This window comes from Mycobacterium sp. 852002-51057_SCH5723018 (assembly GCF_001667035.1).
GTDB lineage: Bacteria > Actinomycetota > Actinomycetes > Mycobacteriales > Mycobacteriaceae > Mycobacterium.
The window spans coordinates 118932-133434 of record NZ_LZIR01000070.1; the positions used below are offsets into that span (position 1 = coordinate 118932).

12 protein-coding genes are annotated in these 14503 nt (G+C 69.0%); 8 read left to right on the plus strand and 4 right to left on the minus strand.

Translation table 11 applies throughout. The features are described 5' to 3' along the window. Positions 1–29 precede the first annotated feature (29 nt). Complete coding sequence (gene sufB / locus A5764_RS13650) at positions 30–1472, minus strand: Fe-S cluster assembly protein SufB (RefSeq protein ID WP_067114031.1); 1443 nt, start codon at positions 1470–1472, stop codon at positions 30–32. Next, on the minus strand, positions 1469–2302 hold the full coding sequence (locus A5764_RS13655) for a metalloregulator ArsR/SmtB family transcription factor (RefSeq protein ID WP_197501382.1): 834 nt from the start codon (positions 2300–2302) through the stop codon (positions 1469–1471). The genes sufB and A5764_RS13655 overlap by 4 nt, the downstream gene beginning before the upstream one ends. 69 nt (positions 2303–2371) lie before the next feature. On the opposite strand from A5764_RS13655, the gene mptB reads away from it, so the two are divergent. The 4 genes from mptB (at position 2372) to A5764_RS13675 (ending at position 6918) form a co-directional block, all read left to right on the plus strand. Then, positions 2372–4093, plus strand: a complete 1722-nt coding sequence (gene mptB, locus A5764_RS13660; RefSeq protein WP_067114032.1) for a polyprenol phosphomannose-dependent alpha 1,6 mannosyltransferase MptB — start codon at positions 2372–2374, stop codon at positions 4091–4093. 2 nt (positions 4094–4095) lie between these two features. Beyond that, positions 4096–5052, plus strand: coding sequence for an ABC transporter ATP-binding protein (locus tag A5764_RS13665; protein ID WP_156664682.1), 957 nt, complete (start codon positions 4096–4098; stop codon positions 5050–5052). Next, positions 5049–5828, plus strand: a complete 780-nt coding sequence (locus tag A5764_RS13670; protein WP_067114033.1) for an ABC transporter permease — start codon at positions 5049–5051, stop codon at positions 5826–5828. The genes A5764_RS13665 and A5764_RS13670 overlap by 4 nt, the downstream gene beginning before the upstream one ends. A gap of 193 nt (positions 5829–6021) precedes the next feature. Then, positions 6022–6918, plus strand: a complete 897-nt coding sequence (locus A5764_RS13675) for a heme A synthase (protein ID WP_156664683.1) — start codon at positions 6022–6024, stop codon at positions 6916–6918. Here A5764_RS13675 and A5764_RS13680 read toward each other — a convergent pair. Continuing rightward, positions 6868–7515 (minus strand): hypothetical protein, encoded by a 648-nt coding sequence (locus A5764_RS13680; RefSeq protein WP_067114035.1) that lies wholly within the window; start codon positions 7513–7515, stop codon positions 6868–6870. The two genes, A5764_RS13675 and A5764_RS13680, sit on opposite strands and share 51 nt — an antisense overlap. A 20-nt stretch (positions 7516–7535) precedes the next feature. Here A5764_RS13680 and A5764_RS13685 point away from each other — a divergent pair, with 20 nt between their 5' ends. Continuing rightward, entirely contained in the window at positions 7536–8510 is a 975-nt protein-coding gene (locus tag A5764_RS13685; protein ID WP_067114036.1) for a quinone oxidoreductase, read from the plus strand. Positions 8511–8524: 14 nt separating this feature from the next. Here the strand turns inward: A5764_RS13685 and A5764_RS13690 are convergent, their stop codons facing one another. Beyond that, entirely contained in the window at positions 8525–9451 is a 927-nt protein-coding gene (locus A5764_RS13690; protein ID WP_067114037.1) for a heme o synthase, read from the minus strand. Positions 9452–9709: 258 nt separating this feature from the next. Between A5764_RS13690 and tkt the strand changes: the two genes are divergently transcribed. The 3 genes from tkt to zwf are packed head-to-tail and all read left to right on the plus strand — an operon-like array spanning position 9710 to position 14502. Then, positions 9710–11803 (plus strand): transketolase, encoded by a 2094-nt coding sequence (tkt, locus tag A5764_RS13695; RefSeq protein ID WP_067114038.1) that lies wholly within the window; start codon positions 9710–9712, stop codon positions 11801–11803. A 15-nt stretch (positions 11804–11818) separates the two neighbouring features. Continuing rightward, positions 11819–12940: a transaldolase gene (gene tal, locus A5764_RS13700; RefSeq protein WP_067114039.1), complete on the plus strand. Its 1122-nt coding sequence runs from the start codon at positions 11819–11821 to the stop codon at positions 12938–12940. Further along, entirely contained in the window at positions 12937–14502 is a 1566-nt protein-coding gene (gene zwf / locus A5764_RS13705) for a glucose-6-phosphate dehydrogenase (protein WP_067114040.1), read from the plus strand. Before tal ends, zwf begins: the two co-directional genes overlap by 4 nt. Position 14503: the final 1 nt, after the last annotated feature.

A 14503-nucleotide genomic window follows, 5' to 3' on the forward strand; every position in this document is an offset into this window, starting at 1 on the left:
GCGACGCTCTGCATGGTCGCCGGCGCGGGTCATCCGACCGCGCCCTCCATCTGCAGCTCGATCAGCCGGTTGAGCTCGAGCGCGTACTCCATCGGCAGCTCTTTGGCGATCGGCTCGATGAAGCCGCGCACCACCATCGCCATCGCTTCGTCCTCGGTCAGCCCGCGGCTCATCAGATAGAACAGCTGGTTCTCGCTGACCTTCGACACGGTGGCCTCGTGGCCCATCGTGACGTCGTCCTCGCGGATGTCGACGTACGGGTAGGTGTCGCTGCGGCTGATCGTATCCACCAGCAGCGCATCGCATTTCACGCTGGAGCGTGACCCGTGTGCACCCTTGTTCACCTGCACCAGGCCGCGGTAGGAGGTGCGGCCGCCGGCGCGGGCGACCGACTTGGACACGATGTTGCTCGACGTGTTCGGCGCCAGGTGCAGCATCTTGGCGCCGGTGTCCTGGTGCTGGTCCTCGCCCGCGAAGGCGATCGACAGCACCTCGCCCTTGGCGTGCTCGCCCGTCATCCACACCGCCGGGTACTTCATGGTCACCTTGGACCCGATGTTGCCGTCGACCCACTCCATGGTGGCGCCGGCCTCGGCACGGGCCCGCTTGGTGACCAGGTTGTAGACGTTGCCCGACCAGTTCTGAATGGTCGTGTAACGGCAACGGCCGCCGGGCTTCACGATGATTTCGACCACCGCGGAGTGCAGCGAATCCGACTTGTAGATCGGCGCGGTGCAGCCCTCGATGTAGTGGACATACGCGTCCTCGTCGACGATGATCAGCGTGCGCTCGAACTGGCCCATGTTCTCGGTGTTGATCCGGAAGTAGGCCTGCAGCGGGATGTCGACGTGCACGCCCGGCGGGACGTAGATGAATGAACCGCCGCTCCACACCGCCGTGTTCAGGGCCGAGAACTTGTTGTCGCCCGCCGGGATCACGGTGCCGAAGTACTGCTTGAAGACGTCGGGGTGCTCACGCAGACCGGTGTCCGTGTCGAGGAAGATAACGCCTTGCGCCTCAAGGTCTTCCCGGATCTGGTGGTACACCACCTCGGACTCGTACTGTGCGGCTACGCCAGCAACTAATCTTTGCTTTTCCGCCTCCGGGATGCCCAGCCGGTCGTAGGTGTTTTTGATGTCCTCCGGCAAATCATCCCAAGTGGCAGCCTGCTTTTCGGTCGATCGCACGAAGTACTTGATGTTGTCGAAGTCGATGCCCTCGAGGTTGGAGCCCCACGTCGGCATCGGCTTGCGCTCGAAGATGCGCAGCGCCTTCAGCCGGGTCTGCAGCATCCACTCGGGCTCGTTCTTCTTCCCCGAGATGTCGCGCACCACCGCGTCGGACAGCCCACGCTGGGCGCTGGCGCCCGCGGCGTCGGAGTCCACCCAGCCGTAGCCGTACCGGCTCAGCGAGGCGATGGCCTCCGCCTGGGTCAGCGGCGGGGCAAGGGCCTTGTCGGCCTCAAGGGTCATAACGACGCTCCTTTGATGTTGGTGGTCTCGGTCATGTTGCGCCGCTTCTCCGCATCGCTTCGCTCTGCATCGTCGCCGGCGCGGCGCGGGCTGGGCGCCGGGGTCAGGGGCACGTGGGTGGTGCAGGCGCAGTTTCCGTTGACGATGGTCGCCAACCGCTGCACGTGCGTCCCGAGCACCTCGGCCATGGCCTGCTGCTCGGCTTCGCACAACTCGGGGAATTCCTCGGCGACGTGCGCCACCGGGCAGTGGTGCTGGCAGATCTGCACGCCGTGGATCGGCCCGCCGACGCGCGCCGTGGTGGCGACGTAGCCGGACTTGGTCAGCGCGCCGGCGACCCGCTCGGCGGCCGCCTCGACGGCGGCGTCGTCGTCGCTTTCGGCCGCCTCGACGCCGGCCAGGATGGCGTCGATGCGCCGCCGGGCGAACGTCCGCACCGCATCCTCTCCGCCGATCTCCCGCAATTGCCGCATGGCCGCGGCCGCCAGGTCGTCGTAGGCGTGGTCGAGCTTGGCACGGCCGGCCGAAGTCAGCCGGAAGCGCTTCGCGGGGCGCCCGCGGCCCACCTGCTGCCAGGCCGCCGCAGGCACCGACTCGGCGTCGCCCGCCTCGATCAGCGCGTCGAGGTGACGCCGCACACCGGCGGCCGCCAGGCCCAGCCGGTCACCGATCTCGCTGACGGTGATCGACCCGGATTCCAGCAGCAGACGCACGATGGCGCGACGGGTGTGACCATCCGATGCCGCAGCAGCGGGCACAGACACCTCATCGAGGCCGGTTCGGATTTTCACAACACCAGTGTGACGCAATTCCGGGGATCGGTCCACCAAGGGTCCCCTCTGTGCGCGTTGCGCTGGTCACACGGCCGACCCCACCAGGCAGCCGGTTACGCTGCTCTGATGGCAGCCCGCCACCACACGCTGAGCTCGTCGATCGCCAGCCTGCACGGCGACGAGCAAGCGGTGGGGTCGCCGCTGAACGATACCGAGCTCAGCGCGCTGCAGCGCACCCGGCTGTTCGGCGCCACCGGGACCGTCCTGATGGCGATCGGCGCGCTGGGCGCCGGGGCGCGGCCCGTCGTGCAGGACCCCACGTTCGGGGTGCGGCTGCTGAACCTGCCGTCGCGGATCCAGACGGTGTCGTTGACGATGACGACCACCGGGGCGGTGATGATGGCGCTGGCCTGGTTGATGCTGGGCCGATTCGCGCTGGGCCCCAGGCGGATGTCGCGCGGCGACCTGGACCGCACGCTGTTGTTGTGGGTGCTGCCGCTGCTGCCGGCGCCGCCGATGTACAGCAAGGACGTCTACTCCTACCTGGCCCAGAGCCAGATCTCCCTGGAAGGGCTCGACCCCTACCGGGTGGGCCCGGCGTCGGGGCTGGGCCTGTCCCACGTCTTCACCCTGTCCGTCCCCACCCTGTGGCGCGAGACCCCGGCGCCCTACGGCCCGCTGTTCCTCTGGATCGGGCGCGGCATCTCGGCGCTGACCGGCGAGAACATCGTCGCCGCCGTGCTCTGCCATCGCGTCGTGGTGCTCATCGGCGTGGCCCTGATCGTCTGGGCGACCCCGCGGCTCGCGCGGCGCTGCGGCGTCGCCGAGGTCAGCGCCCTGTGGCTGGGCGCGGCCAACCCGCTGCTGATCATGCACCTCGTCGCCGGGGTGCATAACGAGGCGCTGATGCTCGGGCTGATGCTGGCCGGCGCCGAATTCGCGCTGCGCGGTGTCTCCGGTATCAAGGCGCCGCGGCTGCTGCCCAAGTCCTGGAAGCCAGGACCGGACTGGGAACCGCTGGGCATGCTGATCGCGGGCGCGATCCTGATCACGCTGTCGTCGCAGGTGAAGCTGCCGTCGCTGCTGGCGCTGGGCTTCGTCACGATGGCGCTGGCCTACCGCTTCGGGGGCACCCTGCGGGCACTGCTCCTGGCCGGCGGCGGGATGGCCGGGCTCTCGCTGGCGGTGATGGCCCTCGTCGGCTGGGCCAGCGGGCTGGGGTTCGGCTGGATCTTCACGCTGGGCACCGCCAACGTGGTGCGCAGCTGGATGTCGCCCCCGACGCTGCTGGCCCTGGGCACGGGGCAGGTGGGGATCCTGCTGGGCCTGGGCGATCACACCACCGCGGTGCTGGGCCTGACCCGCGCCATCGGCGTGCTGATCATCACGGTGATGGTGGCCTGGCTGCTGGTGTCCGTCTTCCGCGGCCGGCTGCACCCGATCGGCGGCCTGGGCGTCGCGCTGGGCGTTACCGTGCTGCTGTTTCCCGTCGTGCAGCCCTGGTACCTGCTGTGGGCGATCATCCCGCTGGCCGCCTGGGCGACCCGCACGGGCTTCCGCGTCGCCGTCATCGCCATCACTCTCATCGTCGGCATCTTCGGCCCGACGGCCAACGGGGACCGCTTCGCCCTCTTCCAGATCATCGACGCCACGCTGGCCAGCACGGTCATCGTGTTGTTGCTCATCGGGCTGACGTACACCCGCCTGCCGTGGCGGCCGCTCCCATCGACGGCCGAAGCGGATGGGCCGGTGGTGCTGGACGCCGTGCCCGCGCCCAAGACCGAAGAGACACCGCGGACCACCCCCAGTTCCGAGGCGGCACCGGACGCCTACGCTGATTCCACGTGACTTTGTCCTACGGGGCGCCCGAAACCCCCGACGTCGTGCTGCGGCTGCGGGGTGTCAGCAAGCACTACGGGTCCGGCGGGGCCGTCGTTGAGGCCGTCTCCAACCTCGATCTGGAGGTGCATGCCGCCGAGGTGCTGGCGCTATTGGGGCCCAACGGCGCGGGCAAAACCACGACGGTCGAGATGTGCGAAGGCTTCGTGCGCCCGGACGCCGGCACGATCCAGGTTCTCGGCCTGGACCCGATCGCCGACAACGCGCGCCTGCGCGCGCGCATCGGGGTGATGTTGCAGGGCGGGGGCGGCTACCCCGCGGCGCGCGCCGGCGAAATGCTCAACCTGGTTGCCGCCTACGCCGCCGACCCGCTGGACCCGGCGTGGCTGCTGGACATCCTGGGCCTGACTGAAGCGGCGCGCACCACCTATCGGCGCCTGTCCGGCGGCCAGCAGCAGCGGCTGGCGCTGGCGTGTGCCCTGGTCGGCCGCCCCGAGCTGGTTTTCCTCGACGAACCCACCGCGGGCATGGACGCCCACGCCCGGCTGCTGGTCTGGGAGCTGATCGACGCGCTGCGCCGCGACGGCGTGACGGTGGTGCTGACCACCCACCAGCTCAAGGAGGCCGAGGAGCTCGCCGACCGGCTGGTCATCATCGACCACGGGGTGACCGTGGCGTCCGGAACGCCGGCGGAACTCATGCGCAGCGGGGCCAAGGACCAGTTGCGGTTCAGCGCGCCGCCGCGGCTGGACCTGACCCTGCTGGCATCCGCCCTGCCCGAGGACTACCGGGCCACCGAGGTGACGCCGGGCGAGTACCTGGTCGAGGGCCCAGTCGACCCGCAGGTGCTGGCCACCGTCACGGCGTGGTGCGCGCAGATCGACGTGCTGGCCACCGACGTGCGCGTCGAGCAACGCAGCCTCGAGGACGTGTTCCTCGACCTCACCGGCAGGAAATTGCGATCGTGACCCAATCGGACGTCTTCCCGGCGGGGACCTTTACCCCCGACCCGCGACCGAACGCCGTGCCCCGGATGCTCGCCGCGCAGTTCGGCCTGGAGCTGAAGTTGTTGCTGCGCAACGGCGAACAACTGCTGCTGACCATGTTCATCCCGATCACCCTGCTCGTCGGGCTCACGCTGTTGCCGTTCGGCGACTTCGGCCACAACCGCGCCGCCACCTTCGTGCCGGTGATCATGGCCCTGGCGGTGATCTCGACCGCGTTCACCGGGCAGGCGATCGCCGTCGCCTTCGACCGTCGCTACGGCGCGCTCAAGCGGCTGGGGGCCACCCCGCTGCCGGTGTGGGGCATCATCGCCGGGAAGTCACTGGCGGTGGTCACGGTGGTGTTCCTACAGGCAATCCTATTGGGCGCCATCGGTTTTGGGCTCGGGTGGCGGCCCGCCCCGGCGGCGCTGGCGCTGGGCGCGGCGGTCATCGCGCTGGGCACCGCGGCGTTCGCGGCGCTCGGGTTGTTGCTCGGGGGGACCCTGCGCGCCGAGATCGTGCTCGCCGTGGCCAACCTGATGTGGTTCGTCTTCGCCGGGCTCGGCGCGCTGACCGTGGAAATGAAGATGATCCCGACGGGGGTCAAGTGGGCGGCCCGGCTCACCCCCTCGGGCGCGCTGACCGAGGCGCTCTCGCAGGCGATGACGCTGTCGCTGGACTGGTTCGGCGTCGTCGTCCTGGCGATGTGGGGAACTGTCGCGGCGCTGGCCGCGCTGCGCTGGTTCCGGTTCACCTGAGCTCCCCGAGGGCTCGCGACACGTAAACGTCTGCGACGACACGTCGGCGCGGGTGTGCGACGTTTATATCTCGGCACACCAAAGCCCGTACTACAGGCCGTAGTTTTGGTTGGCTTACCATCGGGCGGTGCTAAGACGAACGCTGCTGCGGTTGGTGGACCTGCTCCCCCAGCCCAGCCTGCGCGTCCAGCGGATGATCGCCGCCCTCGTCATCCTCACGCAGGGCGGCATCGCCGTCACCGGCGCGATCGTGCGCGTCACCGCCTCCGGGCTGGGATGCCCCACCTGGCCGCAATGCTTCCCGGGCAGCTTCACCCCGGTCGCCGTCGCCGAGGTCCCCCGCGTCCACCAGGCCGTCGAGTTCGGCAACCGGATGATCACCTTCGCCGTGGTGATCGCCGCGGCCCTGGCCGTGCTGGCGGTGACGAGGGCGCGCCGGCGCACCGAGGTGCTGGTCTACGCGTGGCTGATGCCGGTGTCGACGGTGGTGCAGGCGGTGATCGGCGGCATCACCGTGCGCACCGGGCTGCTGTGGTGGACGGTGGCCATCCACCTGCTGACGTCGATGACGATGGTGTGGCTGTCGGTGCTGCTCTACGTCAAGATCGGCGAGCCCGATAACGAAGGAGCCGGGTTGGTCCGGGAACTTGTGCCGCGCCCGCTGCGGGCGCTGACGGCGCTGAGCGCGCTCAACCTGGCGGCGGTGCTGGTCACCGGGACGCTGGTGACGGCGGCGGGTCCGCACGCGGGCGACCGCAGCCCCAGCCGCACGGTGCCACGGCTGAAAGTCGAGATCACCACCCTGGTGCACGCGCATTCGTCACTGCTGGTCTGCTACCTGGCCCTGCTGGTGGGGCTGGGCTTCGGGCTGCTGGCGGGCGGCGCCGCCCGCCCCATCCGGCTGCGGCTGGGCGTGCTGGTCGCGCTGGTGTGCGCGCAGGCCGCCGTCGGCACCACGCAATACTTCACCGGCGTGCCCGCCGCCCTGGTCGCGGTCCACGTGGCGGGCGCGGCGGCCTGCACGGCGGCCACCGCGGCGCTATGGACCTCGCTGCGAGAACGGGCCCAGCCCCAGCCGCTCGCAGGCTGATTCCACCCCCAGCGCGAATTCGCGTTGAGCACGCTCACGGGCCTCGGCGTCGAGGTGCCGCCAACCGAGCGACGGCGCGACGAGGTCAAGCCCGACCAGCCGGTCCCCCGCGACGTCGGCGCGCGCGTAAAGCAGCTCGCGCGGACCGATTCCGGCGCGTTCGGCGCCCGACGCGATCGCGGCGTAACCGAGGTCCCACGACTCGAACTCCGGTTCTCCCGGCCAGGCGTGCGACTGCTTCCCGCCGAGAAAGATCAGCGCCGACTCCGCGCGCTCGTCGGGCGCCGTGGGGACCCCGTCGTTCGCCAGGTCGCGCAGGTACCGCTTATCGAGGTTCCAGGCGACCGCGTCGGGCGGGTTGAGCAGGCGGGGCACGCGGCGGATCCAGGCGAGGAATTCGTCGCGCCGGCCGGTGGCGTCCGCAGCGCGCAGGATCACCAGGTCAGCGCCGACGGTCGCAGGATCGTCCCAGGGCAACCAGCGGGCGTGTAGCCCGCGAGTCCGTAACGCGGGCACCAGCCCGCCGTCATCGGGGTGCCCCCCATCACCCGCCAGCACGATGCGGGGATGGAAGACGTCCGGGCGGGCGAGTTTCATTGCCCGGGCATGATATCCCTATGCACGCAATCGAAATCAGTGAAACCGGCGGTCCCGAAGTCCTGCGTTACGTTGAAACGGCTCAACCCGCGGCCGGCCCCGGCGAGGTGCTGATCGAGGCAGAGGCGATCGGCGTCAACTACATCGACACGTACTTTCGCTCCGGGCAATATCCGCGAGAGGTGCCGTTCATCCTCGGTTCGGAACTGTGTGGCACCGTCGCCGCGACCGGCGAGGGTGTCGACGGTTTCAGCGTCGGCGACCGGGTGGTCAGCGCGGCGGCGTCCGGCGGGTACGCCGAATTTGCCACCGCCCCTGCGTCTTTGACCGCGAAGGTGCCCGACGGCGTGACATCGGAGGTGGCGGCGTCGGTGCTGCTGAAGGGCATGACCGCGCACTACCTGCTGAAGTCGGTGTATCCGGTGCAGCCCGGCGACGCGGTGCTGGTGCATGCCGGCGCCGGCGGCGTCGGCATGATCTTGACCCAATGGGCGAAACTCCTTGGCGCCCAGGTGATCACGACGGTGTCCACCCCGGAGAAGGAGCGCATGTCCAAGCGGGCCGGTGCCGACGAGGTGCTCTCCTACCCCGATGACCCCGACCAGTTCGGCCGGCGGATTCGCGAGCTGACCGGCGGCGCCGGGGTGGCCGCGGTGTACGACGGCGTGGGCGCGACGACATTCGATGCCAGCCTGGCCAGCCTGGCCGTCCGCGGCACCCTGGCGCTGTTCGGCGCCGCCAGCGGGCCGGTGCCCCCGTTTGACCCGCAACGGCTCAACGCCGCCGGCTCGGTGTTCTTGACCCGGCCCACGCTGGCGCATTTCGTCCGAACCGGCGACGAGTTCGGATGGCGGGCAGGTGAATTGTTCGACGCGATCGCCGGCGGAGCCATCACCGTCGAGGTCGGCGGGCGCTATCCGCTGGCCGAGGCGGCCCGGGCCCACCAGGACCTGCAGGGCCGCAAGACGACCGGCTCGCTGGTGCTACTGCCCTAGCCCGAGCCGCCGGCTCAGAGCAGCGTCGGCAGCGCTACCACCGAGTCGATCGCCAGCGCGCAGAACACCACCGCCAGGTAGTTGTTCGACTGCAGGAACAGCCGCAGCGGCTTCACCGGCTCGCCGGCGCGCACCCCGGCGTACAGCTGGTGGGCCATCGCCAGGAACCACACCCCGGCCAGCAACGCCACCGCCGCATAGAGCCAACCGGTGGCCAGCGCCAGCGCCAGCGTCGCCAGCACGGTCAGCCAGGTGTAGATCAGGATCTGCTTGGTGACCTGACGCTCGGTGGCCACGGCGGGCAGCATAGGGACCCCGGCCGCCCGGTAGTCGTCCTTGTAGCGCATCGCCAGGGCCCAGGTGTGCGGCGGCGTCCAGAAGAAGATGATCGCGAACATCACCAGCGCCGGCCAACCGATGGTGCCGGTGACCGCCGACCAGCCGATCATCACCGGCATGCACCCGGCCGCGCCGCCCCACACCACGTTTTGCGACGTGCGGCGCTTGAGCAGCAGTGTGTAGATGAACACATAGAACGCGATGGTGGCGATGGCCAGCAGCCCCGACAGCAGGTTCGTCGTCCACCACAACCAGAAGAACGAACCCACGGTCAGCACCAGCCCCAGCACCAGGGCGTTTCGCTTCGGCACGGCGGCGCGGGCCAGCGGCCGGCGCGCCGTGCGCTTCATCACCTTGTCGATGTCGGCGTCGGCCACGCAGTTCAGCGTGTTGGCCCCCCCGGCGGCCAACATCCCGCCGATCAGCGTGTTGAGGATCAGCAGCGGATTCACGGTGCCGCGATGGGCCAGCAGCATCGCCGGTATCGCGGTGACCAGCAGCAGTTCGATGACCCGCGGCTTGGTCAGCGCCAGGTACGCGAGCACCGTGGTATGTACCCGGCTCGGTACTCCGCTCGGCGCGGCGCGCCCGCGAACGCTCACGCAATAACTCCTCGGGGTCGCAGCAGCGCGCAGCAATCTACTACGCACGATGGTAGACCGCCCGCCGGCGGTGGCCAGCCCCTAGGGTCGATTCCGCGTGATTGCGGCCGGATCGCGGGACTGATTGCAGCGCGCGAGCGGCCGGCGCGTAATTTTCACAGCGGCCGGCGGTGGGTACCCCGAAATTCTGCACTGCAAGAGCCGGCACTCCCGCATTAGGGTGAGCATTATCAGCTTGATGACCCAAGGACAGAGGCTGTGACCACACTCGAAGAGATCTCCACGCTGACCGAACCCCACCTGCCTGACGACTGGACCGAGATCGATTCGGCTGCGGTCGACACGATCCGGGTCCTGGCCGCCGACGCGGTCCAGAAAGTGGGGAACGGCCATCCCGGAACGGCGATGAGCCTGGCCCCCCTGGCATACACCCTGTTTCAGCGCACCATGCGCCACGACCCGAGCGACACGTACTGGCTGGGTCGCGACCGGTTCGTGCTGTCGGCCGGGCACAGCAGCCTGACGCTCTACATCCAGCTCTACCTGGGCGGCTTCGGGCTGGAGCTGTCCGACCTCGAGTCGCTGCGCACCTGGGGATCCAAGACGCCCGGGCACCCGGAGTTCCGGCACACCAAGGGCGTCGAGATGACCACCGGCCCGCTCGGGCAGGGCCTGGCGTCGGCGGTCGGGATGGCGATGGCCTCGCGCTACGAGCGCGGCCTGTTCGACCCGGACGCCGAGCCGGGCACCAGCCCGTTCGACCACCACATCTACGTGATCGCCTCCGACGGCGACATCGAAGAGGGCGTGACGTCGGAGGCGTCGTCGCTGGCGGCCGTGCAGGAGCTGGGCAACCTGATCGTGTTCTACGACCACAACCAGATCTCCATCGAGGACGACACCAACATCGCGCTGTGCGAGGACACCGCCGCCCGTTATCGCGCCTACGGCTGGCACGTGCAGGAGGTGGAGGGCGGCGAAAACGTCGTCGCCATCGAGGAGGCCATCGCCAACGCCAAAGCCGCCACCGACCGGCCGTCGTTCATCTCGCTGCGCACCATCATCGGCTACCCGGCGCCCAAACTGATGAACACCGGCAAGGCGCACGGCGCGGCCCTGGGCGACGAAGAGGTCGCGGCCGTCAAGAAGATCCTGGGCTTCGACCCCGACAAGACCTTCGAGGTGCGCGACGAGGTCCTCGCCCACACCCGCAAGCTCATCAAGCGGGGCAAGGAAGCCCACGAGAAGTGGCAGCAGGATTTCGACGCGTGGGCCGAGCGCGAACCCGAACGCAAGGCGCTGCTGGACCGGTTGACGGCCGAGGAGCTGCCCGACGGCTGGGACGACGACCTGCCGCACTGGGAGCCTGGATCCGACCCCGTCGCGACCCGCAAGGCGTCCAACGCGGTGCTCGACGCGGTCGGGCCGAAACTGCCGGAGTTGTGGGGCGGCTCGGCCGACCTGGCGGGCAGCACCAACACCACCATCAAGGGCGCGGATTCCTTTGGCCCGCCGTCGATATCGACCAAGGACTACACCGCGCACTGGTACGGGCGCACGCTGCATTTCGGCGTGCGCGAGCACGCGATGGGCGCCATCCTGTCCGGCATCGTGCTGCACGGCCCGACCCGGGCCTACGGCGCCACGTTCCTGCAGTTCTCCGACTACATGCGGCCCGCGGTGCGGCTGGCGTCGCTGATGGACATCGACACCATCTACGTGTGGACCCACGATTCGATCGGCCTCGGCGAGGACGGCCCGACCCACCAGCCGATCGAGCACCTATCGGCGCTGCGTGCCATCCCGAACCTTTCGGTGGTGCGCCCGGCCGACGCCAACGAGACGGCCTACGCCTGGCGCACCGTTCTGGCCCGCGGCAACGGCAGCGGCCCGGTCGGCCTGATCCTGACCCGCCAGAATGTCCCGACCCTCGAGGGCACCAGCCCCGACGGCGTCGCCCGGGGCGGCTACGTGCTGGGCGGCGGCAACCCGGCCGACGACGCCGACGTCATCATCATCGCCACCGGCTCGGAGGTCCAGCTCGCGGTGGAGGCGGCGAAGTTGTTGGCGGACAAGGACCTTGCCGCGTACGTGGTATCGATGCCATGCCTCGAGTGGTTCGAGTCCCAGCCGCAGGACTACCGCGACAGCGTGTTGCCGCCCGATGTCTCCGCGCGGGTGGCCGTCGAGGCCGGCGTCGCGCAATGCTGGCACAAGCTGGTCGGCGACACCGGCAAGATCGTGTCGATCGAGCACTACGGCGAATCCGCCGATTACAAGACTTTGTTCCGTGAATTCGGCTTTACCGCCGAGGCCGTCGCGGCCGCCGCGGAACAGGTAGTCGATAACTGAGAAAGGGTGATTCACATGGCCAGTCAGAACCCTAACCTTGCGGCGCTGAGCGCCGCGGGCGTATCCGTTTGGCTGGACGACTTGTCGCGGGAGCGGCTGCGGTCGGGCAACCTGCAGGAGCTGATCGACACGAAGAGCGTCGTCGGCGTGACCACCAACCCGTCGATCTTCCAGAAGGCGCTCGCGGACAGCGACACCTACAACGACCAGATCGCCGAGCTGGCCGACCGCGGAGCCGACGTCGACGCGACGATCCGCACGGTCACCACCGACGACGTCCGCAACGCGTGCGACGTCCTGCGGCCGCAATGGGAGGCCTCCGACGGCGTCGACGGCCGGGTCTCCATCGAGGTGGACCCGCGGCTGGCCGACGACACCGACAAGACCAGCGCACAAGCCGTCGAGCTGTGGAAGATCGTCGACCGGCCGAACCTGTTCATCAAGATCCCGGCGACCAAGGCCGGCATTCCCGCCATCACCGCCACTTTGGCGGAGGGGATTTCGGTCAACGTCACGCTGATCTTCTCCGTCGAGCGCCACCGCCAGGTGATGGACGCCTACCTGGCCGGGCTGGAGAAGGCCCGCGAGGCCGGCCACGACGTGTCCAAGATCCATTCGGTGGCATCGTTTTTCGTGTCCCGGGTGGACACCGAGGTCGACAAGCGCCTGGAAAAGATCGGCTCGGAGGAGGCGCTGGGGCTGCGCGGTGAGGCCGGCGTCGCCAACGCCCGGCTGGCTTACGCCGCCTACCAGGAGGTCTTCGAGGGCGGCGATCGCTACGCGGCGCTCAAGTCGGACGGGGCCCGCGTGCAGCGCCCGCTGTGGGCCTCGACGGGTGTCAAGAACCCCGATTACTCCGACACCCTCTACGTCACCGAGCTGGTGGCACCGCACACGGTGAACACCATGCCGGAGAAGACGATTGACGCGGTGGCCGATCACGGGGAGATCAAGGGAGACACGGTCAGCGGCACCGGTTCGGCCGCCCAGGAGTTGTTCGACAAGCTGGAGGGCGTCGGCATCGACCTGACGGACGTCTTCGTGGTGTTGGAGAAAGAGGGCGTGGAAAAGTTCGTGGAGTCCTGGACCGAGCTGCTGGAGGAGACGCAGAAGCAACTGGACTCCAACGGCAAATGACCCCGGCGAGCTCCAAGGCGGGCGCGCGCGGGGAAGCCGCGCAGTGGCAGAACCCATTACGGGACAAGAGGGATAAGCGGCTGCCCAGGATCGCCGGTCCGTGCGGCATGGTGATTTTCGGCGTCACCGGCGACCTGGCCCGTAAGAAGGTGATGCCGGCCATCTACGACCTGGCCAACCGGGGGCTGCTGCCGCCCACCTTCTCCCTGGTGGGGTTCGCCCGCCGGGACTGGACCACCCAGGACTTCGGCAAAGTGGTCTACCAGGCGGTCAAGGACCACTGCCGCACGCCATTTCGCCAGGAGAACTGGGACCGGCTGGCCGAGGGATTCCGTTTCGTGCCGGGCTCTTTCGACGACGACGAGTCGTTCGGCCGGCTCGCCGAGGCGCTGGACAAGCTCGACGCCGAGCGCGGCACCGGCGGCAACCACGCCTTCTATTTGGCGATCCCGCCGAACGCCTTCCCGGTGGTGTGCGAGCGGCTGCACAAGTCCGGGTTGGCCCGCCCGCAGGGCGACAGGTGGAGCCGGGTGGTGATCGAGAAGCCGTTCGGCCATGACCTGCGCAGCGCCCGCGAGCTGAACAAGACCGTCAACGCCGTCTTTCCGGAGGAGGCGGTGTTCCGGATCGATCACTACCTGGGCAAGGAGACGGTGCGCAACATCCTGGCGCTGCGGTTCGCCAACCAGTTGTTCGACCCGATCTGGAACGCCCACTACGTCGACCATGTGCAGATCACCATGGCCGAAGACATCGGGCTCGGTGGGCGGGCCGGCTACTACGACGGCATAGGCGCCGCCCGCGACGTCATCCAGAACCATCTGATGCAGCTGTTGGCGCTGACCGCGATGGAGGAGCCCGTCAGCTTCCACCCGTCGGCCCTGCAAAACGAGAAGATCAAGGTGCTGTCGGCGACGCAGCTGGCCGAACCGCTCGACGAGACCACCAGCCGCGGCCAATACACCGGCGGCTGGCAGGGCGGCGAGAAGGTCGTCGGGCTGCTGGACGAAGAGGGCTTCGCGAAGGACTCCACCACCGAGACGTTCGCCGCCATCACGCTCGAGGTCGACACCCGCCGCTGGGCCGGTGTGCCGTTCTACCTGCGGACGGGAAAACGGTTGGGCCGCAGGGTGACCGAGATCGCGCTGGTCTTCAAGCGCGCACCACACCTGCCGTTCGACGCCACCATGACCGACGAGCTGGGCGCCAACGCGATGGTGATCCGGGTGCAGCCGGACGAGGGCACGACCCTGCGGTTCGGCTCCAAGGTGCCGGGCACCGCCATGGAGGTCCGCGACGTCAACATGGACTTCTCCTACGGATCGGCGTTCGCCGAGGAATCGCCGGAGGCCTACGAACAGCTGATCCTCGACGTGCTGCTCGGTGAGCCGTCCCTGTTCCCGGTTAACGAGGAGGTCGAATTGGCCTGGGAGATACTCGATCCCGTCCTCGACAACTGGGCGACACACGGCAAGCCCGACCCGTACGAGGCGGGCACCTGGGGTCCGGACTCCGCCTTCGAAATGCTGCGCCGCACGGGGCGGGAATGGCGGCGGCCGTGAT

Excerpts from the sequence above, each read along its gene's own strand:
- zwf (WP_067114040.1), top strand. The coding sequence starts at position 12,937 with ATGACCCCGGCGAGCTCCAAGGCGGGCGCGCGCGGGGAAGCCGCGCAG.
- A5764_RS13680 (WP_067114035.1), bottom strand. The coding sequence starts at position 7,515 with ATGAAACTCGCCCGCCCGGACGTCTTCCATCCCCGCATCGTGCTGGCG.
- A5764_RS13675 (WP_156664683.1), top strand. The coding sequence starts at position 6,022 with ATGATCGCCGCCCTCGTCATCCTCACGCAGGGCGGCATCGCCGTCACC.
- mptB (WP_067114032.1), top strand. The coding sequence starts at position 2,372 with ATGGCAGCCCGCCACCACACGCTGAGCTCGTCGATCGCCAGCCTGCAC.
- tal (WP_067114039.1), top strand. The coding sequence starts at position 11,819 with ATGGCCAGTCAGAACCCTAACCTTGCGGCGCTGAGCGCCGCGGGCGTA.
- sufB (WP_067114031.1), bottom strand. The coding sequence starts at position 1,472 with ATGACCCTTGAGGCCGACAAGGCCCTTGCCCCGCCGCTGACCCAGGCG.
- A5764_RS13685 (WP_067114036.1), top strand. The coding sequence starts at position 7,536 with ATGCACGCAATCGAAATCAGTGAAACCGGCGGTCCCGAAGTCCTGCGT.